The sequence below is a fragment of the Janibacter endophyticus genome (assembly GCF_016888335.1).
GTDB classification, from domain to species: domain Bacteria; phylum Actinomycetota; class Actinomycetes; order Actinomycetales; family Dermatophilaceae; genus Marihabitans; species Marihabitans endophyticum.
Window position 1 is genome coordinate 773,399 of the sequence record NZ_JAFEJG010000004.1, and the last position, 25,363, is coordinate 798,761.

Annotated in this window: 32 protein-coding genes; 22 read left to right on the forward strand and 10 right to left on the reverse strand. The window is 72.8% G+C overall.

Translation table 11 applies throughout. From position 1 onward, the window contains the following. Positions 1-90: 90 nt before the first annotated feature. From pstS to JNO54_RS03740, 4 genes are all read right to left on the reverse strand, one after another. The gene (gene pstS / locus JNO54_RS03725) at positions 91-1,212 is read right to left on the reverse strand and encodes a phosphate ABC transporter substrate-binding protein PstS (RefSeq protein WP_204142683.1); all 1,122 of its coding nucleotides are present in this window, start codon (positions 1,210-1,212) and stop codon (positions 91-93) included. A 225-nt stretch (positions 1,213-1,437) separates the two neighbouring features. Beyond that, entirely contained in the window at positions 1,438-2,397 is a 960-nt protein-coding gene (locus tag JNO54_RS03730; protein WP_204142684.1) for an NUDIX hydrolase, read from the reverse strand. Between the two features lie 93 nt (positions 2,398-2,490). Then, a complete protein-coding gene (gene mshD / locus JNO54_RS03735) occupies positions 2,491-3,351 on the reverse strand; it encodes a mycothiol synthase (RefSeq protein WP_204142685.1) in 861 nt (286 codons plus the stop codon). Further along, complete coding sequence (locus JNO54_RS03740) at positions 3,348-4,049, reverse strand: winged helix-turn-helix transcriptional regulator (protein WP_204142686.1); 702 nt, start codon at positions 4,047-4,049, stop codon at positions 3,348-3,350. The genes mshD and JNO54_RS03740 overlap by 4 nt, the downstream gene beginning before the upstream one ends. Before the next feature lie 43 nt (positions 4,050-4,092). Here JNO54_RS03740 and JNO54_RS03745 point away from each other — a divergent pair, with 43 nt between their 5' ends. Both JNO54_RS03745 and JNO54_RS03750 read left to right on the forward strand, forming a co-directional pair. Then, complete coding sequence (locus JNO54_RS03745) at positions 4,093-4,929, forward strand: hypothetical protein (protein ID WP_204142687.1); 837 nt, start codon at positions 4,093-4,095, stop codon at positions 4,927-4,929. Positions 4,930-4,951: 22 nt separating this feature from the next. Continuing rightward, positions 4,952-5,446, forward strand: coding sequence for a heme-binding beta-barrel domain-containing protein (locus JNO54_RS03750; RefSeq protein ID WP_204142688.1), 495 nt, complete (start codon positions 4,952-4,954; stop codon positions 5,444-5,446). Between the two features lies 1 nt (position 5,447). On the opposite strand, the gene JNO54_RS03755 is transcribed toward JNO54_RS03750, so the two are convergent. Further along, positions 5,448-6,494, reverse strand: coding sequence for an LCP family protein (locus JNO54_RS03755; RefSeq protein WP_307818049.1), 1,047 nt, complete (start codon positions 6,492-6,494; stop codon positions 5,448-5,450). Positions 6,495-6,550: 56 nt separating this feature from the next. Here JNO54_RS03755 and JNO54_RS03760 point away from each other — a divergent pair, with 56 nt between their 5' ends. The 7 genes from JNO54_RS03760 to JNO54_RS03790 all read left to right on the forward strand — a co-directional run bounded on the left by JNO54_RS03760 (position 6,551) and on the right by JNO54_RS03790 (position 11,155). After that, on the forward strand, positions 6,551-6,997 hold the full coding sequence (locus JNO54_RS03760; RefSeq protein WP_204142689.1) for a Fur family transcriptional regulator: 447 nt from the start codon (positions 6,551-6,553) through the stop codon (positions 6,995-6,997). Continuing rightward, on the forward strand, positions 6,994-8,022 hold the full coding sequence (gene ygfZ / locus JNO54_RS03765; protein WP_204142690.1) for a CAF17-like 4Fe-4S cluster assembly/insertion protein YgfZ: 1,029 nt from the start codon (positions 6,994-6,996) through the stop codon (positions 8,020-8,022). The genes JNO54_RS03760 and ygfZ overlap by 4 nt, the downstream gene beginning before the upstream one ends. A gap of 132 nt (positions 8,023-8,154) precedes the next feature. Further along, entirely contained in the window at positions 8,155-8,724 is a 570-nt protein-coding gene (locus tag JNO54_RS03770) for a helix-turn-helix domain-containing protein (protein ID WP_204142691.1), read from the forward strand. Positions 8,725-8,745: 21 nt separating this feature from the next. Further along, on the forward strand, positions 8,746-9,366 hold the full coding sequence (locus JNO54_RS03775; protein ID WP_204142692.1) for a hypothetical protein: 621 nt from the start codon (positions 8,746-8,748) through the stop codon (positions 9,364-9,366). A gap of 31 nt (positions 9,367-9,397) precedes the next feature. Further along, complete coding sequence (locus tag JNO54_RS03780; RefSeq protein WP_204142693.1) at positions 9,398-10,378, forward strand: asparaginase; 981 nt, start codon at positions 9,398-9,400, stop codon at positions 10,376-10,378. Positions 10,379-10,388: 10 nt separating this feature from the next. Continuing rightward, positions 10,389-10,847, forward strand: a complete 459-nt coding sequence (gene dtd, locus JNO54_RS03785) for a D-aminoacyl-tRNA deacylase (RefSeq protein ID WP_204142694.1) — start codon at positions 10,389-10,391, stop codon at positions 10,845-10,847. Continuing rightward, a complete protein-coding gene (locus JNO54_RS03790; protein WP_204142695.1) occupies positions 10,844-11,155 on the forward strand; it encodes a DUF2516 family protein in 312 nt (103 codons plus the stop codon). The genes dtd and JNO54_RS03790 overlap by 4 nt, the downstream gene beginning before the upstream one ends. On the opposite strand, the gene JNO54_RS03795 is transcribed toward JNO54_RS03790, so the two are convergent. Then, complete coding sequence (locus JNO54_RS03795; protein ID WP_204142696.1) at positions 11,152-11,946, reverse strand: class I SAM-dependent methyltransferase; 795 nt, start codon at positions 11,944-11,946, stop codon at positions 11,152-11,154. The two genes, JNO54_RS03790 and JNO54_RS03795, sit on opposite strands and share 4 nt — an antisense overlap. A 40-nt stretch (positions 11,947-11,986) precedes the next feature. On the opposite strand from JNO54_RS03795, the gene JNO54_RS03800 reads away from it, so the two are divergent. From JNO54_RS03800 to JNO54_RS03815, 4 genes are read left to right on the forward strand one after another with little or no spacing between them, the layout of a single operon-like run. Further along, on the forward strand, positions 11,987-12,760 hold the full coding sequence (locus JNO54_RS03800; RefSeq protein WP_204142697.1) for a hypothetical protein: 774 nt from the start codon (positions 11,987-11,989) through the stop codon (positions 12,758-12,760). After that, positions 12,757-14,022: a D-inositol-3-phosphate glycosyltransferase gene (gene mshA, locus JNO54_RS03805; RefSeq protein WP_204142698.1), complete on the forward strand. Its 1,266-nt coding sequence runs from the start codon at positions 12,757-12,759 to the stop codon at positions 14,020-14,022. Before JNO54_RS03800 ends, mshA begins: the two co-directional genes overlap by 4 nt. Further along, entirely contained in the window at positions 14,019-14,561 is a 543-nt protein-coding gene (locus JNO54_RS03810) for a type III secretion system chaperone family protein (protein ID WP_204142699.1), read from the forward strand. The genes mshA and JNO54_RS03810 overlap by 4 nt, the downstream gene beginning before the upstream one ends. A gap of 13 nt (positions 14,562-14,574) precedes the next feature. Beyond that, complete coding sequence (locus JNO54_RS03815) at positions 14,575-15,306, forward strand: phosphoglyceromutase (protein WP_204142700.1); 732 nt, start codon at positions 14,575-14,577, stop codon at positions 15,304-15,306. A 73-nt stretch (positions 15,307-15,379) separates the two neighbouring features. On the opposite strand, the gene phoU is transcribed toward JNO54_RS03815, so the two are convergent. Further along, positions 15,380-16,039 (reverse strand): phosphate signaling complex protein PhoU, encoded by a 660-nt coding sequence (phoU, locus tag JNO54_RS03820; protein WP_204142701.1) that lies wholly within the window; start codon positions 16,037-16,039, stop codon positions 15,380-15,382. A 169-nt stretch (positions 16,040-16,208) separates the two neighbouring features. On the opposite strand from phoU, the gene JNO54_RS03825 reads away from it, so the two are divergent. Together JNO54_RS03825 and JNO54_RS03830 are read left to right on the forward strand one after the other, a co-directional pair. Beyond that, the gene (locus JNO54_RS03825; RefSeq protein WP_204142702.1) at positions 16,209-17,390 is read left to right on the forward strand and encodes a sensor histidine kinase; all 1,182 of its coding nucleotides are present in this window, start codon (positions 16,209-16,211) and stop codon (positions 17,388-17,390) included. Further along, positions 17,387-18,067: a response regulator gene (locus JNO54_RS03830; protein ID WP_204142703.1), complete on the forward strand. Its 681-nt coding sequence runs from the start codon at positions 17,387-17,389 to the stop codon at positions 18,065-18,067. The genes JNO54_RS03825 and JNO54_RS03830 overlap by 4 nt, the downstream gene beginning before the upstream one ends. 60 nt (positions 18,068-18,127) lie before the next feature. On the opposite strand, the gene JNO54_RS03835 is transcribed toward JNO54_RS03830, so the two are convergent. After that, a complete protein-coding gene (locus JNO54_RS03835; protein WP_204142704.1) occupies positions 18,128-18,649 on the reverse strand; it encodes a hypothetical protein in 522 nt (173 codons plus the stop codon). A 140-nt stretch (positions 18,650-18,789) separates the two neighbouring features. On the opposite strand from JNO54_RS03835, the gene JNO54_RS03840 reads away from it, so the two are divergent. Both JNO54_RS03840 and ispD read left to right on the forward strand, forming a co-directional pair. Further along, positions 18,790-19,272, forward strand: a complete 483-nt coding sequence (locus JNO54_RS03840) for a CarD family transcriptional regulator (protein ID WP_204142705.1) — start codon at positions 18,790-18,792, stop codon at positions 19,270-19,272. Then, positions 19,269-19,985 carry a 2-C-methyl-D-erythritol 4-phosphate cytidylyltransferase gene (gene ispD, locus JNO54_RS03845; protein ID WP_233703172.1) on the forward strand — a complete coding sequence of 239 codons (717 nt, stop codon included), beginning with the start codon at positions 19,269-19,271 and terminating at the stop codon, positions 19,983-19,985. Before JNO54_RS03840 ends, ispD begins: the two co-directional genes overlap by 4 nt. Here ispD and JNO54_RS03850 read toward each other — a convergent pair. Continuing rightward, complete coding sequence (locus tag JNO54_RS03850) at positions 19,927-21,048, reverse strand: NAD(P)-binding domain-containing protein (RefSeq protein WP_204144535.1); 1,122 nt, start codon at positions 21,046-21,048, stop codon at positions 19,927-19,929. The two genes, ispD and JNO54_RS03850, sit on opposite strands and share 59 nt — an antisense overlap. 130 nt (positions 21,049-21,178) lie before the next feature. Here JNO54_RS03850 and JNO54_RS03855 point away from each other — a divergent pair, with 130 nt between their 5' ends. Genes JNO54_RS03855 through ispF form a run of 3 tightly spaced genes read left to right on the forward strand, consistent with a single transcriptional unit; the run spans position 21,179 to position 22,815 of the window. Then, positions 21,179-21,877 (forward strand): hypothetical protein, encoded by a 699-nt coding sequence (locus tag JNO54_RS03855; RefSeq protein ID WP_204142706.1) that lies wholly within the window; start codon positions 21,179-21,181, stop codon positions 21,875-21,877. A 4-nt stretch (positions 21,878-21,881) separates the two neighbouring features. Beyond that, positions 21,882-22,304 (forward strand): LppA family lipoprotein, encoded by a 423-nt coding sequence (locus JNO54_RS03860; protein WP_204142707.1) that lies wholly within the window; start codon positions 21,882-21,884, stop codon positions 22,302-22,304. Between the two features lie 22 nt (positions 22,305-22,326). Beyond that, positions 22,327-22,815, forward strand: coding sequence for a 2-C-methyl-D-erythritol 2,4-cyclodiphosphate synthase (gene ispF / locus JNO54_RS03865; protein ID WP_204142708.1), 489 nt, complete (start codon positions 22,327-22,329; stop codon positions 22,813-22,815). Here the strand turns inward: ispF and JNO54_RS03870 are convergent. Then, positions 22,802-23,533: a type 1 glutamine amidotransferase gene (locus JNO54_RS03870; RefSeq protein WP_204142709.1), complete on the reverse strand. Its 732-nt coding sequence runs from the start codon at positions 23,531-23,533 to the stop codon at positions 22,802-22,804. The genes ispF and JNO54_RS03870 overlap by 14 nt on opposite strands. Before the next feature lie 63 nt (positions 23,534-23,596). Between JNO54_RS03870 and JNO54_RS03875 the strand changes: the two genes are divergently transcribed. Further along, complete coding sequence (locus JNO54_RS03875) at positions 23,597-24,706, forward strand: S-(hydroxymethyl)mycothiol dehydrogenase (protein ID WP_204142710.1); 1,110 nt, start codon at positions 23,597-23,599, stop codon at positions 24,704-24,706. Beyond that, complete coding sequence (locus JNO54_RS03880) at positions 24,703-25,359, forward strand: MBL fold metallo-hydrolase (protein WP_204142711.1); 657 nt, start codon at positions 24,703-24,705, stop codon at positions 25,357-25,359. Before JNO54_RS03875 ends, JNO54_RS03880 begins: the two co-directional genes overlap by 4 nt. Positions 25,360-25,363 lie beyond the last annotated feature (4 nt).

The following is a 25,363-nucleotide window of genomic DNA, read 5'->3' on the forward strand; positions in this document are numbered from 1 at the left end:
GTCGCTTCCTCAGGGGTCAGGGGAGTGGGGCAGACCGAGAGCCCCGGACCGCGTCCGGGGCCCTCGGTCATTCAACCCAGTTCGACGGTCTCAGTCGACCTTGATGTTGCTCAGGGCAGCCTTGGCGTTCTCCTGGGCGGCCGGGGAGAGCGGGGCGCTGCCCGCGGCGGCGGCCGCGGCGTCCTGGCCCTCCTGCGAGGCGATGTACTCAAGGTAGGCCTTGGTCGTCCTGGCAGCCTCGGCGTCACCGTACTCCGAGCACGCGATGGCGTAGGAGACGAGGACGACCGGGTAGACGCCGGCGCCGGCGTTGGCCTGGTCGAGCTCGACCGCGTAGTTGGTCTTGCTCGCCTCGTCGACGCGCTTGGCGCTCTCGAGGATCTTCGCCGCGGCCTCGGGGCTGTACTCGATGAACTCGTCCTCGGCCTTGACCTTGGCCGCGCCGAGGTCACCGATCTGCGAGGCGTCGGCGTAGCCGATGGTTCCCTGGCCCGCCTCGATGGCCCCGACGACGCCGGAGGTGCCCTTGGCGGCCTCGCCGCCCTTGACCGGCCAGGCGTCCTCGGGCTCGTGCGGCCAGTTGTCCGGGGCCGCGGCCTTGAGGTAGGTGGCGAAGTTCTCGGTGGTGCCCGAGTCGTCCGAGCGGTTGACCGTCGTGATGGCGGTCGAGGGGAGGTCGGCGTCCGGGTTGTCCGCCTTGATCTTCTCGTCGTCCCACGACGTGATCTTGTGGTTGAAGATGTCCGCCATGACCTCGGGCGAGAGGTTGAGCTCGTCGACACCCTCGAGGTTGTACGCGACGGCGATCGGGGAGACGTAGACCGGGAACTGGATGGTCTCCCCGGTGCAGCCCTTCTCCTTCGCCGAGGCCATCTCCTCCTCGTCCATGGCCGAGTCGGAGCCGGCGAAGTTCACCGCGCCGTTGATGAACTTCTCGCGGCCGGTGCCGGAGCCGTCGGGGGAGTACTCGACGGTGGCGTCGGGGTTGGCCTCGGAGAACTTGGCCATCCACTCGCCCTGCGCCTTCTCCATGGAGCTGGCGCCGGCGCCCTTGATGGAGCCGGAGACGGACTCGGCGGCAGAGCCACCACCCGCGGAGGACGTCGAGCCGTCGCCCGAGCCTCCCTCGTTGCCGGCACCGCACGCAGCGAGGCCGAGGGACAGGGTCAGGGCAGACGCGGCGGTGAAGACCTTGCGGCTGGGACGGATCACAGTGATCGATACCTCTCGGGAAAAAGTGGCACGAGGCACGGCACATCGCCGTGACCGCCGTGGTCGTACGTCGATGACGCTAAGAGCGGTCGGTGACCGGATGGCCCCCCGTCGGTGAACGCGAGGTGAACCCGACCTGCACGTTGGGTTCAGCCGGCCGTGAGGCCCCTCACGCGAACGCCGGTGGCGGTCTGCGAGAGGGTTGCGCCGACGCAGCCTCGAGGCTCAGGCGCGGTCCTCCGGGTGGTGCCTCTCCGCGGACGCGACCCGGGCTCCCGCACCGGTGCCGGCGATGTGGCAGACGAGGACCTCCCCCTTCGTCATCCCGGAGGAGAGCGCGCCCTCGAGGATCGACTGGGCGAGCACGCCCTGCCGGTGCGTCGTGTCGACGAGGGTGATGAGCTCGGTGATGAGGTCCGGCAGGACAGGGCCGTGCGAGCACAGGGCTGCGGGGACGCCCCGCTCGACGAGCCGGCGCAGGTGGTGCGGTGCCTTGGCCGGGTTGTCGGCGTAACCCTCCTCGGAGAGGCCGGGCTTGAGCCGCAACCGCTGGCCGGCGCTCTGCGCGTACGGCGACATGGTGCGGGCGGCCCGGGTCGAGGGGGAGCTCACGAGCCGGGTGATGCCGTAGGCGCCGAGGAGCGGTACGAGCTCGCCGGCCTGGCGCTCGCCACGGGCGTCGAGCGGCCGGAGCCAGTCCTTGCCGGACCACGAGGCACGCGGCTCGGCCTTGGCATGCCGGACGAGAGCCAGCGGCCAGGTCGTCAAGGCCCCGGCGGAGTCGGCCTCGACGAGACCGTCGAGCTGGTCGACGTCGCGCTGGTGGGTCAGCCGCTTGCGGGCCTTGTCGACCTCGAGCCAGGCCACCTCGTCGATCTCGTGCTCGAGGACCCCTTCGCCGCCGACGACCTCGGCGGCCCAGTACCGGACGTCCTTGACGACGGGGATCCCGCCGCGGACGCCGAGGTGGTAGGTCGAGGAGGGGAGCGGCCGTCCGAGCCGGACCTGCAGCCCGGTCTCCTCGGCGGTCTCGCGGGTCGCGGCCACGGGGAAGATCTCACCCGGGTCGAGCTTGCCCTTGGCCCACGACCAGTCGTCGTAGCGCGGCCGGTGGACGAGGGCGACCTGGAGCGCGCCGCGGCGACGGCGCCAGGGGAGGGTGCCGGCGGCGAGCACGACGGGCATCAGCGGCCCGCCCGGAGATGGCCGTCGCCGAGCCCCGCTCCGGGGCCTGGGTGCGGGGACTGGGCACTCATGACGGCATTGTTGCAGCGCGTCTCAGCGCGCGCGGGCATACATCGAGTGGACGGCATGACGGACGAAGCCGGCCCGGTCGTACGTGGCCAGCGCGGGGGTGTTGTCCCCCTCGACGTAGAGCTCGACGGTGTCGAGCCCGAGCCCCGCGAGGTGGGCCAGGCCGACGGCGGTCGCGTATCCGCCCAGCCCCCGCCCCTGGTGGCCCGGGGCCACCCCGACGACGTACACCTCTCCGATCCCGCTCGAGGGGTCGGCGACCTTCGTCCAGTGGAAGGCGGCGAGCTCACCCCCTTCGTCCTCGACGAGGAAGAGGCCCGCCGCGTCGAACCACGGCTGCCCCGTCCGCCGGTCGAGGCCGGCCCGGTCCAGCCGGCCCTGCTCGGGGTGGTCGACGAAGGCGGCCGCGTTGATGGCGAGGAGCGCCTCCTCGTCCTGCCCGGGGACGAAGGTCCGGAGCCGGTAACCCTCGGGCGGCTCGGGCGCGGTCGGGACCCCGTCGAGGGGGCGCCGCAGGACGAGCAGCTCGCGGACCCGCTCCAGGCCGAGGGAGGCGGCGAGAGACCGCGCGGGCGGGAGGTCGCCGTGCGCCCAGAAGCGCGCCGCGGGGTCGCGCGCGAGGACGCCCTCCGCGAGGCGACGGCCGATGCCCTGCCGCCGGTGGCCGGGGTCCACCGTCAGCTCGGCCGACCCGTCGGGGGCCAGTCCGGCGTACCCGGCGAAGGGGGGTCCCTCCGGCTCGGTGAGGTGCCGGTGGGTGGTGCCGTCGAGGGCCAGGAGGAAGTCCTCGCCGAGGGGGGAGGGGCCGTCGGCGCCGGTGCTGCGGCGGGCCAGCTCCCGGACGGAGGCCGCCGCGTCCGGGGTGAGCGCCTCGTGCGGCGTCATGCGTCGCTCCCGACGGGCTGGGCCTCGTCCTCGACGGTGTCGGGGACGAAGCGGTAGCCGACGTTGCGCACCGTGCCGATGAGCACCTCGTGGTCGGCGCCGAGCTTGGCCCGCAGCCGGCGCACGTGGACGTCGACGGTCCGGGTGCCGCCGAAGTAGTCGTAGCCCCAGACCTCCTGGAGGAGCTGGGCGCGGGTGAAGACCCGTCCGGGGTGCTGCACGAGGTACTTGAGCAGCTCGAACTCCTTGTACGTGAGGTCGAGGACGGTGCCGTTGAGCCGCGCGGAGTAGCTCGCCTCGTCGATGGTCACCGACCCGCTGGCGATCTCGTCGTCATCGGTGCCGGCGGCGGAGCGCGCGGCGGCGAGCCGGATCCGGGCCTCGACCTCCGCCGGGCCTGCGGACTCGACGATGACGTCGTCGACGGACCACTCGGTGGTCACGGCGGTGAGCCCGCCCTCGGTGAGGATGGCGATGACCGGCGCCGGGGCCCCGGTGGCGTTGATGACCCGGCACAGCGAGCGGGCCTGGATGAGCTCACGGCGGGCGTCGACGAGGATGACGTCCGTCTCGGGGGCGTCGAGCAGCGCGGACGCCTCGGCGGGGAGGGTCCGCACGTGGTGACCGAGGAGAGCCAGCGCCGGCAGCACCTCGGCGCTGGGCGCCAGGTCGTCGGTGAGCAGCAGCAGCCTGGCCATCAACCGCCATTCTACGAAAGGTCGCACGGGATAAGGTCGGCCCGTGCAGAGTGTGGACCCCGCCCCGCAGACGCGAGCCGCGCGCCGTGCTCAGCAGGGCTCGCACGGGCTCCCGCCGGAGCGCCCGCAGACCGCAGCCGTCCCGCGCCCCGTGGTCGCGGCGGGCGCGGTCGTCGTCGGGCTGGCGCTCGCGCTCGCGGCCCTGACGACCTCGACCGTGTTGCTCGTGGCAGTGGTCACGGCCGCCGGCCTGCTCGTCACGCTCGGTCTGCCCCGGCTCGCCGGGCTGGCCACCCCGCTCGCGGCCTCGGGGGTCCTCGCCGTGACCGCCCTCGCGCTCGCGGCCGCCAGGCTCTCCACCGAGTCGGACCCGTGGCTCGAGGCGGCTCCCGTCGCGGCTGCCGTCGGGGTCATCCTCATGAGCCTCGTCCCGCTCGTCGACGGCCGGGTGCGGGCCGAGCTCACCCGCTGGCTCATGACGGTCGCGCTGGGGATCGGGCTGCTCATGTGCGGCATCGTCCTGACGATCGTCGCGGGGGACGCACGCCGCCCGCTCGTCGTCGCCGGCGTCGCGGTGGCCGTCTCGGCGATCGTCGACGTGCTCCTCGAGCGCCCGCGGCTGCACGCGTGGATGCTCCCCGTCGCGATGCTGCTCGGTGGCGTCGCCGGTCTCGTCGTGACCCTCGTCGTCAGCGGTCAGGTGCTCGTGTGGGGCCTGCTTGTCGGGGTGCTGGCCGCGGCTGTCGCGCTCGCGGCCCGTCGCGTGGCCGTGCCGGTGCCCCGCGCGTCGGAGCCGGGAGCTGCGGTCGCTGTCGGTGCCGCGTCGGTGCTCGTCGTCGGCCCGGTGGTGCTCACCCTGACGCGGGCCTTCGTCGGCTGATCGCGACCCCTACCCTGGTGGGGTGTTCACCATCGACCCCACCCTGCACCCGGACATCGCCCCCCTCGCCTGGCTCGTCGGCCGCTGGGAGGGCGCGGGAGTCGTGGGGTACCCGACGATCGAGTCGGCGAACTTCGGGCAGGAGATCATCTGCGCGCACGACGGTCGTCCCTTCCTGCGCTGGGAGTCGCGTACCTGGTTGCTCGACGACGAGGGTCAGCAGGTCCGCCCGCTGGCGACCGAGCTCGGCTTCTGGCGGCCGGGCGGCGAGGGCGAGGTCGAGCTGCTCCTCGCGCACCCCACCGGTTTTGTCGAGATGTACTACGGGTCGGTCGAGCCGGCCCGGGTCGAGGTCCGCACCGACGGGGTGATCCGGAGCCCGCAGGCCAAGGAGTACTCCGCCGCCTCGCGGATGTACGGCTACGTCAACAGCAACCTCATGTGGGTCATGGACATGGCCGCCGTCGGTGAGCCGCTGCAGAGCCACGTCTCGGCCGAGCTCAAGCGCGTCGACTGAGCTACTCCGTGAAACCGGCCATGTTGTCGGTCGCCAGCGCGTCGGAGAGGCGGTCCATGCCCGGCTCGTCGAGGACGACGATCGAGGCCCCGCCGGACGTCGTCCCGTAGCCGGAGAAGGGCGCCGTGACGAAGTGGATGTCGTCGCCGCGGACGCCGCGCAGCTTGAGCGCCTGGCTGCGGATCTTGCTGGTGGTCAGGGTGTCGTCGACGATCGAGTTCGACGTGCCGGCCTGGACGAAGCTGGAGAACTTCGCCGGGTTGAGCAGGACGCCCGGGGTGAGGGTCTTGGTCATGATGGCCTTGAGCCAGGCCTGCTGCCGCTGGCCGCGGGAGATGTCGCCCTGGGAGAGCTGGTAGCGCTCGCGGACGAAGCCCAGCGCCTGCTCGCCGTTGAGGTCGTTCCACCCCTTCTGGATGGCCACGCCGCCGTTGCCGGAGGAGCTGCTCGCCTGCTCGGCGTAGACGCGCACGCCACCGACGGCGTCGGTCATCTGCTTGAAGCCCTCAAAGTCGGTCTTGGCGACGTGGTCGATCTTCACGCCGAGGAGGTCCTGGAGGGTCTGGACGAGCAGGGGGGCGCCGCCGTAGGCGAAGGAGGCGTTGATCTTGTCCTTGCCGCGGCCGGGGATGTCGACGTAGAGGTCGCGGGGGAAGTGAATGAGATAGACCCCGCTGCTGTCCTTGGGGACGTGGACCAGCTGGATGACGTCGGCGCGAGACGCGGTCTCGCCGGGGCGGGCGTCAGACCCGATGACGAGGTAGTTCGTCCCCTGGCCGGTGACGAGCTTCGTGCCCGTCGTCGTCTTCGACGGGTCGCCGCCAGCAGTGCCACCGCCCCCCGGCGCCGGCAGGAGCGCCTCCCGCTGGATGTCGTCGACCTTGCTGTTGAGGTAGCCGAGGTAGCCGGCCGCTCCCGCGACGACCAGGAGCGCCGCGCACACGAGGACGATGACCGTGCGACGGATCCGTCGCCCCCAGCCTCCTCGGCGCCGTCGGGAGCGCTCCGGCTCGTCCCGCGAGGTCTCGTCGAAGAGGTCGTTGATCACGCCTGGAGTCTAGGTCGCGGGTCTGGGGGCGACCTGATGGTCGGTAGATTCGGGGGATGACCGATCCGCTGGGCGACCTCGTCCGGGCGCGGGGGCTCCGGCTGACGGAGCCGCGCCGGCGGGTCCTCGCCGTCCTCGCGAGGGGCGAGCACATGACCCCCGAGGTGCTCACCCATCTTGTGAGCCGCGACGGGGGGCGCGAGCTGCCGCCCTCGACGATCTACCGGACCCTTCAGTCCCTCGAGGACGTCGAGATCGTCACGCACACGCACCTCGACCACGGCCCGGCCACCTACCACCTGGCGCGCCCGCACCGACACCTCCACCTCGTGTGCCGAGGGTGCAAGAGCGTGCTCGAGATGCCGACGGAGGCCGCGGACGGGCTCGTCGCGCAGGTCCTTGCCGACTCCGGCTTCCGGGCCGACCCGACCCACATGGCGATCCACGGGCACTGTGCCCGGTGCGCCGACCCAGACCTGACCACCGACCGAGGAGACCGATGACCCACCCCAGCCCCCTGCTGTCCGCCCCCGGCGCCGTCCCGGGCGACGGCCGCGACGCAGCCGTCGCCGCTCACTACGGCGACCCGATGCGGGAGCAGCGCCTCCTCGTCGAGGGCCTCGCCGCGGTCGACCTCGGCCACCGGGGGGTCATCACCGTCTCAGGCCGTGACCGGCTGTCCTGGTTGCACTCCCTCACGACCCAGCAGCTCACCGGTCTCGCGCCGCGCACGTCGGCGCAGAGCCTCATCCTCAGCCCCAAGGGGCATGTCGAGCACGACCTGCACGTTGTCGACGACGGCGAGCAGACGTGGATCACCGTCGAGCCCGGCACGCACGAGGCGGTCGTCTCCTGGCTGGACTCCATGCGGTTCATGCTCGACGTGGCCGTGACGGACCGCACCGGCGAGCATGTCGTCATCGGAGAGGCGGGCTCGCGCGAGAGCGTCGACGGCGAGCCGCTCGCGTGGGTCGACCCGTGGCCCGGGCCGGTCGGCGACACCTTCGAGTACGGCCCGCCCACGGCCGAGCACCCGGGCCGGACCTGGCGGACCCGCGAGGTGATCGTCCCGGCGGCCGACGTGGTGGCGGCGGTCGGCGACCGGCAGCTCGCGGGGCTGTGGGCCTGGGAGGCGCTGCGGGTGGCGGCGTGGCGGCCCCGCCTGGGCGCGGAGACCGACCACCGGACCATCCCGCACGAGGTCGACTGGCTGCGCAGCGCCGTCCACCTCCAGAAGGGGTGCTACCGCGGGCAGGAGACGGTGGCCCGGGTGAAGAACCTCGGCCGTCCGCCGCGGCGTCTCGTCGCCCTGCACCTCGACGGGTCGGGCCACGTCATCCCGCAGGCCGGCGAGCCGGTCCGCCTGGGGGACAAGGCGGTCGGACACCTCACCTCTGTCGCCCGTCATCACGAGGACGGGCCGATCGCGCTCGCCCTCGTCAAGCGCAGCACCGACCCCGAGGCGACCCTCACGGCCGGTGAGGGCGTCGGCGTCGCCGCGGCGCAGACGGTGATCGTCGCCCCCTGATCGTCGGTGCGTCCGCCACCGTGGGCGTGGGTGCCCCACGGTGGCGGACGCAGGGAGGGCGAAGGGGTGAGCCGCGACACATCTGCGCGCTTCGGTTTGCAGTGTGCTAACTAAAGCAAGCATAATGAGGACATGACGCGGAATCCCTTGGGCGACCTGAGCAACGGGCTCGGTGAGTACCTCCGCGAGCAGCGGGTCAGCGCACGCCTGTCGGTGCGCCAGCTGAGCGAGCTCGCCGGGATCTCCAACCCCTACCTCTCCCAGATCGAGCGCGGGCTCAAGCGGCCGAGCGCCGAGATCCTCCAGCAGATCGCCAAGGGCCTGTCCATCAGCGCCGAGACGCTCTACGTCCAGGCCGGCCTGCTCGACCCCGACGAGGACGAACCGAGCCAGCGACCCACGGCCCGCGAGGCCATCGCCGCCGACCTGCGCCTCACGAGTCGTCAGAAGCAGACGCTCATCGACATCTACGACTCTTTCGTCGGATCGCCCGGGACGACCTCTCCGGACCTGCCCGGACCGCTCGAGGCAGCGGGTCCCCCTTCGCTCCCCGAGGAGCCGGCGCCGACGAAGCCCGCCCGCAAGACCACCCCGAAGGCCACGAAGGCCACCCCCAAGACCGCGGCCGGCCCCACGAAGGCCACGAAGAAGGCCGCGACCCGGCGCGCAGCGCGGCGCGCCCCATCGACCAAGCAGTCCTGACCCATCAGAAGGAGAATCACCATGGCAGTCACCGCCACCGTCAAGAAGGTCGTCATCGACTCCCCCTACGCCGCCATCGGCGCCACCGACCTCGCCGTCGAGCGCGTCCGCACCGCCGGCACCCAGATCGACGCCCTGCGCGCCGAGGTGGCCCCCACCAAGGTCCAGGCCCGTCTCGCCGGTGCCCCGGCCGCTGCCCAGAAGACCTACGGCGAGCTCGCCACCCGTGGTGAGAAGCTCGTCGAGCGGGTCCGCAAGCAGAAGGCGACGCAGGACCTCGTCGGCCAGGCCAAGGCCACCCTCGCCCTCGGCAAGGGCCTCGTCACCACCGCCCGCAAGACGGTCGACGACGTCGAGCGCACCGCCAAGGCCACGCTGACCACGACCCGCAAGGAGGCCGTCAAGGCCGCCGAGGCCGTCGTCGAGTCCGTCGACGTCACGGTCGACACCGACAAGGCCACCCAGGCCGTCAAGAGCTCCGCCAAGCGGACCCGTACCGCCGCGAAGCGCACGACCACCACGGCCAAGAAGGGTGCCGCCCGCACCACGACCGCCGCGAAGTCGACGACGACGGCCGCCCGCACGACGGCTGCGAAGGCCACCAAGGCCGCCGAGAAGGCTGCCGAGAAGGTCGGCGACTGATCACCGCAGCCCGGCGTTATCGTCAGGGATCGTGACCTCCACGACGACTGACAGCGCAGCGCTCGACGAGGCCCCCGTGCTGGTCCATGTGACCCGCGGGGGTCTCGTCGAGTCCGCCCACCACGGCCGCGTGGCCGGGACGTCCGCGACGGGGGAGACCCTCCTCGAGCGGGGCGACGTCTCCGCGCCGGTCTACCCGCGCTCGACCCTCAAGCCGGTCCAGTCGCTGGCGATGGTGCGCCACGGCCTCGACATCGCCCCGCCGCTGCTCGCCACGGTCTGCTCGAGCCACTCCGGCGAGCAGCGCCACCTCGACGCGGTGGTCGAGATCCTCGCCTCGGTCGGCCTCGGCGTCGACGCCCTGCAGAACACGCCGGCCCTCCCGCTCGGTGAGCTCGAGCACGCCCGTTGGCTCGCCGCCGGCCGCGCCCCCGAGCCGATCGCCCAGGACTGCTCCGGCAAGCACGCCGGGATGCTCGCCACCTGCGTCGTCAACGGCTGGTCGACGCACGACTACCTCGACCCCACGCACCCCGTGCAGGTCGCCATCGCCGTCACCGTGGCGGCCGAGGTCGGCCCCGTCGCGACGACGAGCGTCGACGGCTGTGGGGCGCCGCTCCCGGCCGTCCCGCTCGACGGGCTGGCTCGTGCCTTCGGCCGGCTCGCCTGCGCGCCCGCCGGGACGCCCGAGCACCGGGTCGCCCAGGCGATGCGGTCTCACCCCGAGATGGTCGGCGGCGAGGACCGGGAGGTCACGACCCTCATGGCCGGCACCCCCGGGCTCGTCGCCAAGGACGGCGCCGAGTCGGTCTTCGCCGCCGGCTCGGCCGACGGCGTCGGGGTGGCCGTGAAGATCAGCGACGGCGCCCCCTTCGCCCGGGCCCGGACGGCCGTCCTCGCCACCGCCCTGCTCCGCCTCGGGGTCGAGTCCGAGGCCACCCGGTCGCTGTCCACGTCACCGACGCTCGGCCACGGGCGCCCGGTGGGCGTCGTCCGCGTCGTCGGGTTCTGAGGAGGCTGACGTGCGCACGGTGCTGCAGCGGGTCAGCTCGGCCCAGGTGGTCGTGGACGGCGAGGTCGTCGGGGCGATCGGCCCGGGCCTCGTCGCCCTCGTCGGGGTCACCCACGACGACGGCCCGGCCGAGGTCGCGACCACGGCCCGCAAGATCGCCGGGCTGAGGCTCTTCCCTCCGGGGGACGAAGGGGGTGAGCGCTCGGTCCTCGAGGTCGGCGGGGAGGTGCTCGTCGTGTCCCAGTTCACCCTGTACGCGGACGTGCGCAAGGGCCGCCGGCCGTCGTGGAACGCCGCGGCCCCGGGCCCGGTGGCCGAGCCACTCGTCCACGCCGTCGCCGAGGCGCTCCGGGCCGACGGGGTGGGCGTGGCGACCGGTCGTTTCGGCGCGGACATGGAGGTGACGATCGTCGGCGACGGCCCGGTGACAATCGTCCTCGACGTGCCCGCCGTAGGCTCACTCGCATGAGCGTCATCGCGAACATCCAGCAGCTCATCGTCCTCGTCCTCGGGGCGATCGCCGTCGGGGTGGAGCTCTACGCGCTTGTCCACGCGGCGACGCAGCGCGCCGACGCCTTCGTCGCGGCCGGCAAGCTGACCAAGCCGGTCTGGCTCGGGATCCTCGCCGTGGGCCTGCTCCTCGGCATCGCGTCCTTCGGCGGGCTGGGGCTGCTCGGTCTCCTCGGCGTCGTCGCCGCCGGTGTGTACCTCGCCGACGTCAAGCCGGCGATCGCCCAGGTGCTGGGGCGCAGCAACGACAACCGCTGGGGGCGCTAGGCGGGGGCGACGGGCTCCCACTCGACGGTGAGCTCGCCGAGCCGCCACCGCCGGGCGTCGCCGACGACCGGCCACCGCGAGGCGAGCCGGCCGAAGGCCTCGACCGCGTGCGCCCGCGCGCCGTACGTCGCCCACCCCGCGGTCCGCGCCCACGCGTCGTCGAGGTCCCGCAGCAGCTCGTGCACCCCTTCGCCCGGGACGTTGCGGTGGATGAGCGCCTTGGGCAGCCGCTCCGCGACGACCGACGGGGGAGTGGCGTCGAGATCGAGGTCCCGCAGCCGCCAGGACAGGGTGAGCGTCTGCGGCGCGATGGCGTCGAGGACGACCCAGGCGCCGAGCCGGCCCAGCTCGCTGCACGTCCCGTCGACGACGATGCCGTCCTCGTCGAGGGCGTCCTGGAGGGAGCGCCAGGCAGCCGCGACCTCGGACTCGTCGTACTGGCGCAGGACGTTGAAGGCCCGGACGACCCGCGCCGGGGGCGTGGGCACCTCGAAGCCGCCGAGGACGAAGCGCAGCCCCGGGCGGGTCAGGGGCCGGGCTGCCTCCACCCTTTCGGGATCGATCTCCACCCCGACGACGTCGAGGTCGGGGCGCACCGTGGCGAGACGGTCGGCCCACTCCCGCGTGGTGGTCCCGACCCGGCCGTAGCCGAGGTCGACCATGACGGGCGGGTCGTCACCGCGCAGGATCCGCGCCGACTGGGTCCCGACGAGCCACCGGTCGGCCCGTCTGAGCCGGTTGGGCGCGGTCGTGCCCCGGGTCGAGGATCCGACCGGGCGTTGACTGGGCACCGGCCCACTGTAGGTCGCGGCCTACAGTGGGGCGGTGCGGATGAGGGAGCGACGGGTCAGCTGGAGCATGCTCGCGCTCGTCGCCTCGCTCACCGGGGCAGCGCTCATCGGCGCCATGACCTGGATCCCGCCGCTCATCGGCCGGGACAGCGGGGTGCTCGCGGTGACACCCGGTCTGCTCACCGTCGCCGACGGTGCGGGAGGGGTGGTCACCCTCGGCGAGGGTCGCGCCGTGGCCCTCGGCCCCTCGGGGATGCAGGTCACCCACGGCACCGACATCCTCTACCGCACCGTGCGGGGAGGATCGCCGGTCAGCGCGCTCAGGGGCTCGTACGACGCGGACGACCGCCGCGAGCGCGTCGACCAGGTGCTCTCCGACCTCACCGTCACCCGACTGACGATCACGCCGGGCGTCGCCCGGTACGACGGGGTCCTGCGCGACAGGGACGACCGCCTTCCGATGACGCTGACGGTCACCTTCGACGGGGGCTGGGTGCGGGTCGACGTCGAGGCGCCCGGCGCCGACGCCGTCGTGCTGCACGGCGCCGAGGAGCTCGGTGCCTGGGGGTACGACCCGGTGCTGCCGGACCAGCTCCTCGCGGGCGAGGCCTGGTGGATCGCCGAGGGTATCGACCGGGCGACCCCGGCCCTGACGAGCCAGCGCCGGACCGACCAGGCCGTCGGGCCGACGGGGGTGGCCCGCGCCGTCGACCTGCGTCGCCGGGGCCACACCGACATCCACGCGTGGGGACCGAGCCTGGACCTCAGCGTCTCGAGCTCTGCCCGGCCGCTGCCCCCGGAGGAGAGCCCATGAGCACCGTGCGTCGCGTGGCGATGATCAGCGTGCACACCTCGCCCCTCGCGCAGCCCGGCACCGGGGACGCGGGAGGGCTCAACGTGTACGTCGTCGAGACGGCCAAGGAGATGGCCCGACGCGGCATCGAGGTGGACATCTTCACGCGGCGCACCCGGGCCCTCGACGGCGACGTCGTCGAGCTGGCGCCGGGGGTGGACGTCCACCACGTCATTGCGGGCCCCTTCGAGGGGCTGGCGAAGGAGGACCTGCCGGGTCAGCTCTGCGCCTTCACGGCCGGCATCATGCGTGAGCTCGCGCTGCGTCACGAGGGCTACTACGACGTCGTCCACTCCCACTACTGGCTCTCCGGGCAGGTGGGCTGGCTCGCGGCGGAGCGATGGGGGGTGCCCCTCGTGCACACCATGCACACGATGGCGAAGGTCAAGAACGCCCATCGCGCCGAGGGCGACGCCCCTGAGCCGCCCGGCCGGGTCATCGGCGAGGAGCAGGTCGTCGAGATCGCCGACCGGCTCGTCGCCAACACCGAGACCGAGGCGCGCGAGCTCGTCGAGCTCTACGCGGCCGACCCGGGCAAGATCGCCGTCGTGCCCCCCGGGGTGGACCTTGCGACCTTCCGGCCCGGGGACCGGGCTCAGGCGCGTGCGCATCTCGGCCTGCCCGCCGACGCGGTCCTCCTGCTCTTCGTCGGGCGGATCCAGCCGCTCAAGGCACCGGACGTCCTCGTGCGGGCCGCGGCCGCGATGGCTGAGCAGCGCCCGGAGCTGAGGGAGCGCCTCGTCGTCGCCGTCCTCGGCGGTGCCTCCGGCAGCGGCCTCGCAGCACCGGACAGCCTGGCCCGCCTCGCCGACGACCTCGGGATCGCCGACCGGGTCCGGATCGCTCCGCCGGTCGAGCGCGGCGAGCTGACCCGGTGGTTCCAGGCGAGCGACCTCGTCGCCGTCCCCTCGCACAACGAGTCCTTCGGGCTCGTCGCGGTCGAGGCTGCGGCCAGCGGCGCGGTCGTCGTCGCGGCGGACCGAGGCGGCCTCCCCGCGGCCGTCGGCGACGGTGGCGTGCTCGTCGACGGGCACGACCCGCGCCTGTGGGCGAGCACGATGCTCGAGCTGCTCGACGACCCGCGGCGACGCTCGGCCCTCGCCGAGCGCGCCGTCGAGCGGGCGGCCGGCATGGGGTGGGTCCGCACCGCCGACACCCTCGTCGAGGTGTACGAGGATGCTGTCGACCGAGCGCGCGCACCCGAGCAGAGGAGAGAGGCATGACCGAGCAGCTGCAGGAGCAGGTCCGCGCCGCCGTCGAGCAGCACCTCGAGACGGCCGAGCTCGAGTGGGAGCCGGGTGCTCGCGACGGCGAGTACGTCGTCACCCTCCCCGGGGAGAAGAAGCTCAAGACGGTGACCTCCCTCGTCGTCGGCGAGCACGCCCTGTCCGTCTCCGCGTTCGTCATCCGCAACCCCGACGAGCAGCACGAGCGGGTCTACCGGTACCTGCTGCGCCGCAACCTCAAGATGCCGTGGCTCGCCTACTCGATCGACGGCTCGGGCGACGTGTACGTCGGCGGGCGGATCCCCCTTCGCGCCGTCGACGAGGGGCTGCTCGACGGGCTCCTCGGCGTCGTCCTCGACGCCGCGGACAGTCCCTTCAACGAGCTGCTCGTGCTCGGCTTCATCAGCTCGATGCGCAAGGAGTGGGACTGGCGGGTCAAGAACGGCGAGTCGCTGCGCAACCTCGAGGCCTTCCGCTCGATCCTCGAGCGTCCCGGTGATGCATCTGACACCCCGCCCGAGGCGGACGCGCGCTGACTAGGCTGGAGGCATGTCAACGCTGATCCTGCTGCGCCACGGCCGCTCCGACTGGAACGAGAAGAACCTCTTCACCGGATGGGTCGACGTCGACCTCATCGACCGGGGTCGCCAGGAGGCGCTCCGCGGTGGCGAGCTCATCATGGAGTCGGGGATCCTCCCCGACGTCGTGCACACCTCGCTGCTCCGCCGCGCGATCACGACGGCCAACATCGCCCTCGACGCGTGCGACCGGCACTGGATCCCCGTCCGCCGGGACTGGCGGCTCAACGAGCGCCACTACGGCGCGCTCCAGGGCCTCGACAAGGCGGCGACGCGTGACAAGTACGGCGACGAGCAGTTCATGCTGTGGCGCCGCTCCTTCGACACCCCGCCGCCGGCGATCGACGAGGACAACGAGTTCGCCCAGACCGGTGACCCGCGCTACGACGGCATCGAAATCCCGCGCACCGAGTGCCTCAAGGACGTCATCGAGCGGCTCATGCCCTACTGGGAGGGCCCCATCCGTGAGGACCTCGCAGCCGGCCGCACCGTGCTCGTCGCGGCCCACGGCAACAGCCTGCGCGCCATGGTCAAGCACCTCGAGGGCATCAGCGACGACGACATCGCGGGGCTGAACATCCCGACCGGCCAGCCGCTCGTCTACGAGCTCGGCGAGGACTTCATGCCGACCGGACCGTCGCGCTACCTCGACCCCGAGGCCGCGGCCGCCGAGGCCGCAGCGGTGGCCAACCAGGGCAAGTAGGCCGCGACCGGCCAGGCCACGACGCAGAGAGGGCGAAGGGGGATCCCCCCTTCGCCCTCCGTCGTCCAGCGGGTCAGTCGGTGAGGTCGACCGTGGGCTCCTCGCCGGTGACGAGGAAGCGCACCCGGTGGCCGATGGAGACGCCGTGGTCGCCGAAGCGCTCGTAGTAGCGGGCGAGCAGGGCCATGTCGACGGCCGACTCCGTGCCGTGCTGCCAGTGGCCGTCCACGAGCATGGCGTAGAGACGCCGGTGCAGCTCGTCGAGCTCGTCGTCGACCCGGTCGATGTCGTCGACCGCCTCGAGACCCTGCGTCAGCAGGCAGTCCTCAACCTTGACGACGATGCGCGCGCAGACCTCGGACATCTCGCGCACGACCGGGCGGACCTCCTCGGGCACGGCGGGCTCGGGGTAGCGCAGGCGCGCGAGCTTGGCCACGTGCCGCGCGAGGTCGCCCATGCGCTCGAGGTCGGCGGACATGCGCATGGAGGTGACGATCGTGCGCAGGTCGGTGGCGACCGGAGCCTGCCGGGCGAGCAGGTCGATCGCGTGGGCGTCGAGCTCGGCACGCTTGGCGTCGATGTCGCGGTCCTGGGCGATGACGCGCTCGGCGAGCTGGACGTCGGCGTCGAGCAGGGCCGCGGTGGCGTCCGCGCAGGCCGACGAGACGAGGCGGGCGATGCTCACGAGGGCGGCGGTGATCTGGTTGAGCTCGTCGTGGAAGACAGTGCGCATGGTGTCCTTCGGGGCGGGTGCGACGGACGCCGGGCATGGGCGACCAGCAACCCACTGTGCATGGGGTCGATGAACCCCGTCTGGCGGGCAGGTGAACAGCAGCCAGCACCCTGTCCAGAGTGCTGCCTGTGGGTCCAGTGTGCCGTGCGCGGCGCGTACTCTCGGTGACGTGGACCCGACGGTTGCGGCAATTTTCGGTGGTATCGCCGGACTGGTCATCGCCGCGCTCGCGTGGGCCGCGATCACCTGGAGCGACCGCGAGCTCGCGCCGCCCCCGTCGCCCCCGCCGGCCCTGCCCCCGGGCGTCGGCGACGTGCTCGCCGTCCTGCGCTCGAGCGGCATCGTCACGGACGCCGACGGGTGGGTCGTCAACAACTCGCCCGTCGCGGTGGCCCACGGCCTCGTCCGCAACGGTCGGCTCGCCCACCCCGCGCTCTCCGACCTCGCGATGGCCGTCCGCGCCGACGGAGTGATCCGCGAGGTCGACCTCGAGCTCCAGCGTGGCGAGCTCCGCACGGGGGACTCGCACTGGGCGGGAACCTTCGTGCATGCCCGCGTCGCCCCGCTCGGGGACCGGCACGTCCTGCTCCTCGTCGAGGACATGACCCAGAGCCGCCGGGTCGAGCAGGTCCGCCGTGACTTCCTCGGCAACGTCTCGCACGAGCTGAAGACCCCGGTCGGGGGTCTCGCCCTCCTCGCGGAGGCCGTGCTCGACGCCGCTGACGACCCCGTGGCCGTCCGTCGTTTCGCGACCCGCATGCAGGTCGAGGCGACCCGGCTGACGATGCTCGTCAAGGAGATCGTCGACCTCTCACGGCTCCAGGCGGCGGAGGTGCTCATCGACCCCGACCTCGTCGACATCGAGTCGGTCGTCGACGAGGCGTTGGACAACGTCCGCGTCGCTGCCAGCGCCAAGGAGATCGCCCTGGCCGACAAGTGCGCCGAGGACCTCTACGTCCTCGGCGACCGGGGGCTGCTCGTCACGGCGGTGCGCAACCTCGTCGGCAACGCCATCTCGTACTCGTCCGAGGGGACGAAGGTCGGGGTGGGTGCCCGCCTCGTCGGAGACCACATCGAGATCGCCGTGACCGACCAGGGGCCCGGCATCCCGCACGAGGAGCAGGCCCGGATCTTCGAGCGCTTCTACCGGATCGACGAGGCCCGATCACGGGCCACCGGGGGGACCGGCCTGGGCCTGTCCATCGTCAAGCACGTGTGCGCCAACCACGGCGGTGACGTCACCGTCTGGAGCGAAGAGGGGCACGGGTCGACCTTCACGATCCGGCTGCCCGCAGCACAGCAGAGTCTCGCCGCCGCGCGCGAGCAGCACGAAAGGGAACCTGCACGATGACCCGCATCCTTGTCGTCGAGGACGAGATCTCCTTCTCGGACCCGCTCTCCTACCTCTTGAGCAAGGAGGGCTACGACGTCGAGGTCGTCGACAACGGCCCGGCCGCACTCACGGCCTTCGACACCAACGGCGCCGACCTCGTCCTCCTCGACCTCATGCTGCCCGGCCTCTCGGGCATCGACGTGTGCCGCTCGATCCGGCAGCGCTCGAACGTCCCGGTCATCATGCTCACGGCCAAGGACGGCGAGATCGACAAGGTCGTCGGCCTCGAGATCGGCGCGGACGACTACGTCACCAAGCCGTACAGCTCGCGCGAGCTGCTGGCCCGCATCAAGGCCGTGCTGCGCCGCAACACCGAGCCCGAGGAACTGCTCCCGTCGACCATCGAGGGCGGTCCGGTCCGGATGGACGTCGAGCGCCACGTCGTCTCGATCAACGGCACCCAGACGCCGCTGCCACTCAAGGAGTTCGAGCTGCTCGAGATGCTGCTGCGCAACGTCGGCCGGGTGCTGACCCGCGGCCAGCTCATCGACCGGGTGTGGGGCAGCGACTACATCGGCGACACCAAGACCCTCGACGTGCACATCAAGCGGCTCCGCGCCAAGGTCGAGCCGGACCCCGGTGCGCCGGTGCACATCGTCACGGTCCGCGGGCTGGGCTACAAGTTCGAGGGCTGACGCCCGAGGACGGCGAAGGGGGACGACCGCCTGGTCGTCCCCCTTCGCCGTGCGGTCGCGTCAGTGCGCGGACTCGGTCTCCGACGCCGTGGGGGTCGGGGCCGGGGTCCAGCCCTCGGGGGCGTAGTCCTCGTAGTAGCCGGCCGGGTCGAGGACCGGCACGGTCACCGGGGTGACCTCGCCCTGGCCCGACGCGACGCCGATCTCGGCCATCGACCCGGGGCCGACCTCGAGACCCGGCAGGACGAGCTTCTCACCCTCGGTCGACAGCGTGATGACGCCGTTTGCCGGGACGGTGGCTCGCAGCGGCTCGGTGCCCTCGCCGGCGACGACCTGGAAGGTCGCCTCCTCGGCGGTGGCGTTGCCGACGGTCCCGGTGAGGGTCGCGTCGTCGCCCGCCTTGCCGCTCACGACGGCGAGGTTGCGCACCTCGAGGTCTCCGAGGTCGACGGCGACACCGTCGCCGAGCGACATCGGCTCGTCGGTCTGGAAGGGCGAGGTGTAGCTGCACCCGGCGGTGGCGATGACGGCGATGAGGGCGACGGCGCCGGCCCGCGCGCGCGTGGTCTTCGAAGGCTTCACGGGGGACAGCCTACCGGCGCCGGTCGCGGCCGTGGAGGCGGTCCGCGAAGGGGATGGCGGCGCATCCCACCGCACCCGCTCAACATGTGTCAAGCGACACGCCGTGATATCCTGAGGGCCGCGAAAGGGGTTTCCTCCATATGGTTTTCAAGGTCGGTGAGACGGTCGTGTATCCCCACCACGGGGCTGCGCTGATCGAAGAAATCAAGTCCCGCACGATCAAGGGTGTCGAGAGGACGTACCTCAAGCTGAAGGTCGCCCAGGGCGACCTGACGATCGAGGTCCCGGCGGAGAACTGCGACCTCGTGGGTGTCCGCGACGTCGTCGGCAAGGAGGGCCTCGACAAGGTCTTCCAGGTGCTCCGCACACCGCACGTCGAGGAGCCGACCAACTGGTCGCGCCGCTACAAGGCCAACCTCGAGAAGCTCGCCTCGGGTGATGTCATCAAGGTCGCCGAGGTCGTGCGCGACCTGTGGCGCCGCGAGAAGGACCGCGGCCTCTCGGCCGGGGAGAAGCGGATGCTCGCCAAGGCCCGCCAGATCCTCGTCTCCGAGCTCGCCCTCGCGGAGAAGACGGACGAGGACAAGGCCGAGGTCATCCTCGACGAGGTCCTCGCCTCTTGACCCACAGCCCTCACGACGCCCACGCCCTCCACGGCGTGGGCGTCGTCGTTGTGGCGGCAGGGTCCGGGTCCCGGCTGGGCGCCGACCGGCCCAAGGCCTTCGTCCGCCTCGACGGCGAGACGATCCTCGAGCACGCGCTCGTGAGGGCGCTCGCCGCCGGCGCCGCCCGGGTCGTGCTCGTCGTCCCGGCCGAGCTCGTCGAGGAGGCTCAGGGCTTCCTCGACCTCCACGCCGGCTGCGGGTGCGGCGACCCCGTGGTCGTCCCCGGTGGCGCGGAGCGAGGTGACTCGGTGGCCGCCGGGCTCGCCGTGCTCGGAGAGGACATCGACGTCGTCCTCGTGCACGACGCGGCCCGCTGCCTCACCCCGGCCGTGGTCTACGAGCGGGTCGTCGCCGCGGTGCGCGCCGGCGCTGCCGGGGCTGTCCCTGGCCTCCCCGTCGTGGACACGATCAAGATCGTCGACGACGACGGGGTGATCACCGCGACGCCTGCGCGCTCCACCCTGCGAGCCGTCCAGACGCCCCAGGGCTTCCAGCTCGGCCTGCTGCGCGAGGCGCACGCGAGCGGACGCCAGGCGACCGACGACGCAGCCCTCGTCGAGCAGCTCGGGCACGACGTCGTCGTCGTCGAGGGCGACCCGCTCGGCTTCAAGATCACCGACCAGGAGGACCTGCGCCGGGCCCGCTCGCTGCTCGCGCAGGACGGTCGCTGAGCCCGGCCGAGCCTGGGCCGTCGAGGTGACGCCGGACCGCCCGCGCGGCCGCCCGACCGGCGCGGTTGCCGCCGATCGTGCTCGCGGATGGTCCGTAGCCCACGAGCTGGACCCTCGGGTCGCGGGCGCTCGTCACCGAGGCCTGGACGTCGTGCCGTCCCGGCACGAGGGCGATCCCGCCCTGCGGCGACCGGAGGTGCAGCGGCGCGAGGTGCCCGACGTCGGCGCGGAAGCCGGTGGCCCACAGGATGACGTCGGCCGGCTCGTAGCGACCGTCGGCCCACCGGACCCCGTGCGGCTCGATGCGCGCGAAGATCGGGAGGCGACGCTCGTACACCCCGGTACGGGCGGCAGCCATCTCCTGCGGGCGCAGGGCCAGACCGGTGACGCTGACGACGCTCGCCGGCGGCAGCCCGGCACGGACCCGCTCGGCCACCTGGGCGACAGCGGCGCGGCCGTCGAATCCGTCGCCGGCCCACCGCGGCGGCCGACGCGTCGACCAGAGGACGTCGGCGACCGGGGCGAGCTCGCCGATGTGCTGGACAGCCGAGGCTCCCCCGCCGACGACGAGGACCCGACGGCCGCGGAAGTGCTGGGGACCGGGGTAGCCGGCCGTGTGGAGCTGCTCGCCGAGGAAGTCCGCCTGGCCGGGGTAGGCGGGGACGAAGGGGCGGCGCCAGGTCCCGGTCGCGCTGACGAGGGTGCGGGTCGTCCGGACGCCGTCGTCGGCCCGGACCTCGAGGAGACCGTCGACGTCGTGGACGGCGGTGACCCGGACCGGGCGGAGCACCGGGAGCTCGTGGGCGCGCTCGTAGTCGGCGAACCACTCGGGCACGACCCGGCGCGCGGGCCTCGCGGACGGCTGCGGTGCGCGGGCGTCGGGCAGGTCGGCGATGCCGTGGACGTCGCCCATCGTCAAGGAGTCCCACCGGTGCTGCCAGGCGCCACCGGGACGCTCGTCCGCGTCGAGGACGAGGTGCTCGACGCCCAGCCGGCCGAGGTGGAAGGAGGCCGAGAGGCCGGCCTGCCCGGCCCCGACGACGATCGACTCCCACACCTGCACGTCGAGGTCAACGACGGTCGCGGCAGGTCTATGCCCGCCGGCCGTCGGTGCAGGGGAGCGCTGCCCATGGTCGGGGTGAACCATCCGCCATAGGTTCGCAGGACGCGACGGAGCAGGGGAGGTGCGGGCCATGGCGCTCACCCACGGGGCAGACACCCGCGCCCTGATCTCCTCCGTCGCCCGGCTCGACGGCCTGGCCCGCGACTGCTCCGGTGCCGTCACCGAGATGAGCAGGGCGGCCTCCCGGCTCCGCGCTGCCTGGGGCGGACCCGACGCCGACGGCTTCCAGCGCCGCGCGGCGAGCTCGGCCCGCGAGGTCGAGGCCGTCGCCGAGGCGGTGCGGTGCATGGCGCGCACCGTGCGGCGTCAGGCCCGCGGTCAGGACGCCGTGAGCGACGACGACGGTGACGGCCTGGCCGCCACGGCACCCGCGCCTGCCCCCACCACGCCGGCGGTACCCCCTTCGCCCGTGACCCCGCCCCGGCCCCTCGACGAGCTCGTCCCGCCACCCCGGCTGTCGACCAGCCCGACGGACAACGCCCGGTGGTGGGGCCGGCTCACCGAGGCCGAGCGGGCCGCGGTCCTCGCCGGCCATCCCGGGTGGCTCGGGACCCGCGACGGCATCCCCTTCGACGTCCGCGACGAGGCCAACCGCGCCTACCTGCCCGTCCTGCGGGCCGACCTCGAGGCGCAGCACGCCGCACTCCTCACCGGGCGGGACGACGCGGTCGCCGACTGGCTCGGGCTCGGCGACCAGCACCGCGACCTCCAGCGCCGCTGGGGCGGGCTCGAGACCTGGGTCAGCGGCGACCCGACCGCACTAGGGTGAGGGCATGGATCCGAGGCAGCAGCTGGAGCAGCGGCCGCGCGAGAGCGAGATGGAGGAGCGGTACCTCCGGGTGCTGACCACCGTCCAGGAACGCGTCGCGAGCAAGGTGGGCGTGAGCTGGGACACGAGCCCGAGCCGGACGGGTGCGGCGGGCTGCCGGGAGCCCTTCAGCGGGCTCGGTGCGGTGACGTTCAACATCCGCGGTGGAGCGAGCGTCGAGGACTTCGACATGGCCGACTGGCCGGCGGTCGAGGCCATCGCCGACGACATCGCGCAGGCCGAGGGCTTCACCGCCGAGAAGGTGGTCGTCGTCGACGAGCCGGACCTCAAGAAGGTCTCGTGGGTCGACGAGTACGGCAGCGAGCTCGAGGTCGGCGCCCAGCAGGTGCTCGTCCCGGCGATCTACGGCGCGTGCGTCCTCCCGTGACCGGGTCGGGGAGACTGGCCGCATGAGCGCGCTGCCACGGGTCGGGATCGGTGTCGACGTCCACGCCTTCGCCGATGCCGGGAGCGGGCGCGAGCTGTGGGTCGGCGGGATCCGGTGGCCCGACCAGGTCGGTCTCGAGGGTCACTCCGACGCCGACGTCGCCTGCCACGCCGCGTGCGACGCCCTCTTCTCCGCAGCCGGGATCGGCGACCTCGGCGTGCACTTCGGCACCGACCGCCCCGAGCTCGCGGGCGCCTCGGGGCTGGCCCTGCTCGCGGAGGCGGCCCGGCTCGTCCGGGCGGCCGGCTACGAGATCGGCAACGTCTCGGTCCAGGTCGTCGGCAACCGGCCCAAGATCGGCACCCGGCGTGATGAGGCGCAGCGGGTCATGAGCGAGGCGTGCGGTGCGCCGGTCACGCTCTCCGGCACGACGACCGACGGCCTCGGCCTCACCGGCCGGGGTGAGGGAGCGGCGGCGATCGCCACCGCGCTCGTCGTCAGCGCCGGCTGAGCAGGCCCGCCCACGCGGCGACGACGGGGCCCCAGGCTGCGCTGATCTCCGGCTGCCGGCGCTCGAGGTCGTCGAGGATCGCCGGGACCTGCTGCGGCGTCGCCCCGGTGAGCCCACCTTCGGCCTGGTCGTTGGCCGCCCACACGCCCACGATCTCCGCGGTCGCCTCAGGGTGGCCCTGGATGCCCCACACCGAGGCGGCGAACCGGGCCATGAGCAGGTCGTCGCGGTCGTTCGTCGCGAGGGTGAGCGTGCCGGGCGGCGCGGTGACCACGATGTCGTCGTTCCACTGCGCCACATGGCTGCCGGCAGGCAGCGCCGCTGCCAGCGGGTCGGTGCCGTCCTGGCGCGTCACCGCGCGGGCACCGACGGTCTGCCCCTTCGGGTTGCGGGCGACCTCACCGCCGAGCGCGACCGCCGCGAGCTGATGACCGAGACAGACCCCGAGGACCGGAGCGTCTTCTGTCGCCGCCGAGCGGATGAGATCACGCGTCGCCGGCAGCCACGGCGCCCGCTCGTCGTCGGTCGCACCCATCGACCCGCCGAGGACGAGGAGGCCGTCGACCTCGAGGCGGTCCGGGACCGGCTCTCCCTGGTAGGGGCGGACGACCTCCAGCTCCACCCCTTCGTCCTCGAGCCACTGCCCGACGAGGGCCGGCGGGCAGCTCTCCTGGTGCTCCACGACCAGGACGCGACGGACGGCGGAGTGCTCGGGCATGGCGGGATCCTATGGTGGTCCAGAGGGCGCTCGTCGCGCCGCCACGATCGAGAGGGGCAGACCATGCCGCAGACCGTCAAGGGAGTCGTCGCACGGACGAAGGGGGCGGACGTCGAGGTCGTCGACATCGTCGTCCCGGACCCCGGCCCCGGTGAGGCCGTCGTGAAGATCGAGTCGTGCGGGGTCTGCCACACCGACCTGCACTACCGGGAGGGCGGGATCAACGACGAGTTCCCCTTCCTCCTCGGGCATGAGGCGGCCGGCGTCGTCGAGGCGGTCGGTGAAGGGGTGACCGAGGTCGCCCCCGGCGACTTCGTCGTCCTCAACTGGCGGGCCGTGTGCGGTCAGTGCCGGGCCTGCGCCAAGGGCAAGCCGTGGTACTGCTTCGCGACGCACAACGCGGAGCAGAAGATGACGCTCGCCGAGACCGGCGAGGAGCTGACGCCGGCGCTGGGCATCGGGGCCTTCATCGAGAAGACCCTCGTCGCGGCCGGGCAGTGCACCAAGGTCGACGCGGAGGCCGAGGCGGCGGCCGTCGGTCTGCTGGGCTGCGGGGTCATGGCCGGTTTCGGCGCCGCGGTGAACACCGGTGGCGTGGGGCGCGGCGACTCGATCGCGGTCATCGGCTGCGGCGGCGTCGGTGACGCGGCGATCGCCGGCGCGCAGGTCGCCGGCGCGACGACGATCATCGCCGTCGACGTCGACGAGCGGAAGCTCGAGACGGCGAAGAGCTTCGGCGCCACGCACACCGTCAACGGGTCCACCGAGGACGTCGTCGAGCGGATCCGCGAGCTGACCGGCGGCTTCGGCGCGGACGTCGTCGTCGAGGCGGTCGGGCGGCCGGAGACCTACGAGCAGGCGTTCTACGCGCGGGACCTCGCGGGCACCGTCGTGCTCGTCGGCGTGCCGACGCCGGAGCAGGAGGTCACGCTGCCGATGATCGAGATCTTCGGTCGCGGCGGCGCGCTGAAGTCGAGCTGGTACGGCGACTGCCTGCCGAGCCGGGACTTCCCGATGCTCGTCGACCTCTACCGGCAGGGACGCTTCGACCTCGAGGCGTTCGTCACCGAGCGGATCGGGCTCGGTGACGTCGAGGCGGCGTTCGACAAGATGCACGCCGGCGACGTCCTGCGATCGGTCGTCGTCCTCGAGCAGGACGGGGCGTCGGCATGAGCGATCGGCTGCCCGTGTCTCCCGGCGGTGTCCGGATCGACAAGGTCGTCACCTCCGGGACCTTCGAGCTGGACGGCGGCTCGTGGGAGGTGGACAACAACGTCTGGGTCGTCGGGGACGACGTGCAGTGCGTCGTCATCGATGCCGGCCACGAGGCCGCGCCGATCCGGGCGGCGGTCGGTGACCGGACGCTCGAGGCGATCATCAGCACCCACGCCCACAACGACCACGTCAACGCCGCGGCCGAGCTCGCTGACGAGCTGGGCGCACCGATCGCGCTGCATAGCCGCGAGCGTGAGCTGTGGGAGATGACCTACCCGGACCGCGTGCCCGACACCGACCTCGACGACGGCGAGGTGATCGTCGTCGGGGACGTGGAGCTGCACGTCATCCACACCCCCGGCCACTCGCCGGGTGCGTGCTGCCTGTACGCGCCGGCGCTCGGGGTGCTCTTCTCCGGGGACACCCTCTTCAACGGGGGGCCGGGTGCGACCGGGCGGTCCTTCTCGGACTTCGAGACGATCATCGACTCGATCACCGACCGGCTGCTGACCCTGCCTGCGGAGACCGTCGTCCTCACGGGCCACGGCGACAGCACGACGATCGGCGCCGAGGCCCCGAACCGGCAGGCGTGGATCGACCGCGGGCACTGACACG

What these genes read in the sequence shown, in the direction of transcription:
- phoU (WP_204142701.1), bottom strand. Translation starts at nt 16,039, where the DNA reads ATGCGCACTGTCTTCCACGACGAGCTCAACCAGATCACCGCCGCCCTC.
- mshD (WP_204142685.1), bottom strand. Translation starts at nt 3,351, where the DNA reads ATGACGCCGCACGAGGCGCTCACCCCGGACGCGGCGGCCTCCGTCCGG.
- JNO54_RS03730 (WP_204142684.1), bottom strand. Translation starts at nt 2,397, where the DNA reads ATGCCCGTCGTGCTCGCCGCCGGCACCCTCCCCTGGCGCCGTCGCCGC.
- JNO54_RS03840 (WP_204142705.1), top strand. Translation starts at nt 18,790, where the DNA reads ATGGTTTTCAAGGTCGGTGAGACGGTCGTGTATCCCCACCACGGGGCT.
- ispF (WP_204142708.1), top strand. Translation starts at nt 22,327, where the DNA reads ATGAGCGCGCTGCCACGGGTCGGGATCGGTGTCGACGTCCACGCCTTC.
- JNO54_RS03860 (WP_204142707.1), top strand. Translation starts at nt 21,882, where the DNA reads ATGGATCCGAGGCAGCAGCTGGAGCAGCGGCCGCGCGAGAGCGAGATG.
- mshA (WP_204142698.1), top strand. Translation starts at nt 12,757, where the DNA reads ATGAGCACCGTGCGTCGCGTGGCGATGATCAGCGTGCACACCTCGCCC.
- JNO54_RS03830 (WP_204142703.1), top strand. Translation starts at nt 17,387, where the DNA reads ATGACCCGCATCCTTGTCGTCGAGGACGAGATCTCCTTCTCGGACCCG.
- ygfZ (WP_204142690.1), top strand. Translation starts at nt 6,994, where the DNA reads ATGACCCACCCCAGCCCCCTGCTGTCCGCCCCCGGCGCCGTCCCGGGC.
- JNO54_RS03800 (WP_204142697.1), top strand. Translation starts at nt 11,987, where the DNA reads ATGAGGGAGCGACGGGTCAGCTGGAGCATGCTCGCGCTCGTCGCCTCG.
- JNO54_RS03815 (WP_204142700.1), top strand. Translation starts at nt 14,575, where the DNA reads ATGTCAACGCTGATCCTGCTGCGCCACGGCCGCTCCGACTGGAACGAG.
- JNO54_RS03870 (WP_204142709.1), bottom strand. Translation starts at nt 23,533, where the DNA reads ATGCCCGAGCACTCCGCCGTCCGTCGCGTCCTGGTCGTGGAGCACCAG.
- JNO54_RS03855 (WP_204142706.1), top strand. Translation starts at nt 21,179, where the DNA reads ATGGCGCTCACCCACGGGGCAGACACCCGCGCCCTGATCTCCTCCGTC.
- JNO54_RS03740 (WP_204142686.1), bottom strand. Translation starts at nt 4,049, where the DNA reads ATGGCCAGGCTGCTGCTGCTCACCGACGACCTGGCGCCCAGCGCCGAG.
- JNO54_RS03875 (WP_204142710.1), top strand. Translation starts at nt 23,597, where the DNA reads ATGCCGCAGACCGTCAAGGGAGTCGTCGCACGGACGAAGGGGGCGGAC.
- JNO54_RS03770 (WP_204142691.1), top strand. Translation starts at nt 8,155, where the DNA reads ATGACGCGGAATCCCTTGGGCGACCTGAGCAACGGGCTCGGTGAGTAC.
- JNO54_RS03760 (WP_204142689.1), top strand. Translation starts at nt 6,551, where the DNA reads ATGACCGATCCGCTGGGCGACCTCGTCCGGGCGCGGGGGCTCCGGCTG.
- JNO54_RS03880 (WP_204142711.1), top strand. Translation starts at nt 24,703, where the DNA reads ATGAGCGATCGGCTGCCCGTGTCTCCCGGCGGTGTCCGGATCGACAAG.
- JNO54_RS03790 (WP_204142695.1), top strand. Translation starts at nt 10,844, where the DNA reads ATGAGCGTCATCGCGAACATCCAGCAGCTCATCGTCCTCGTCCTCGGG.
- JNO54_RS03775 (WP_204142692.1), top strand. Translation starts at nt 8,746, where the DNA reads ATGGCAGTCACCGCCACCGTCAAGAAGGTCGTCATCGACTCCCCCTAC.
- JNO54_RS03810 (WP_204142699.1), top strand. Translation starts at nt 14,019, where the DNA reads ATGACCGAGCAGCTGCAGGAGCAGGTCCGCGCCGCCGTCGAGCAGCAC.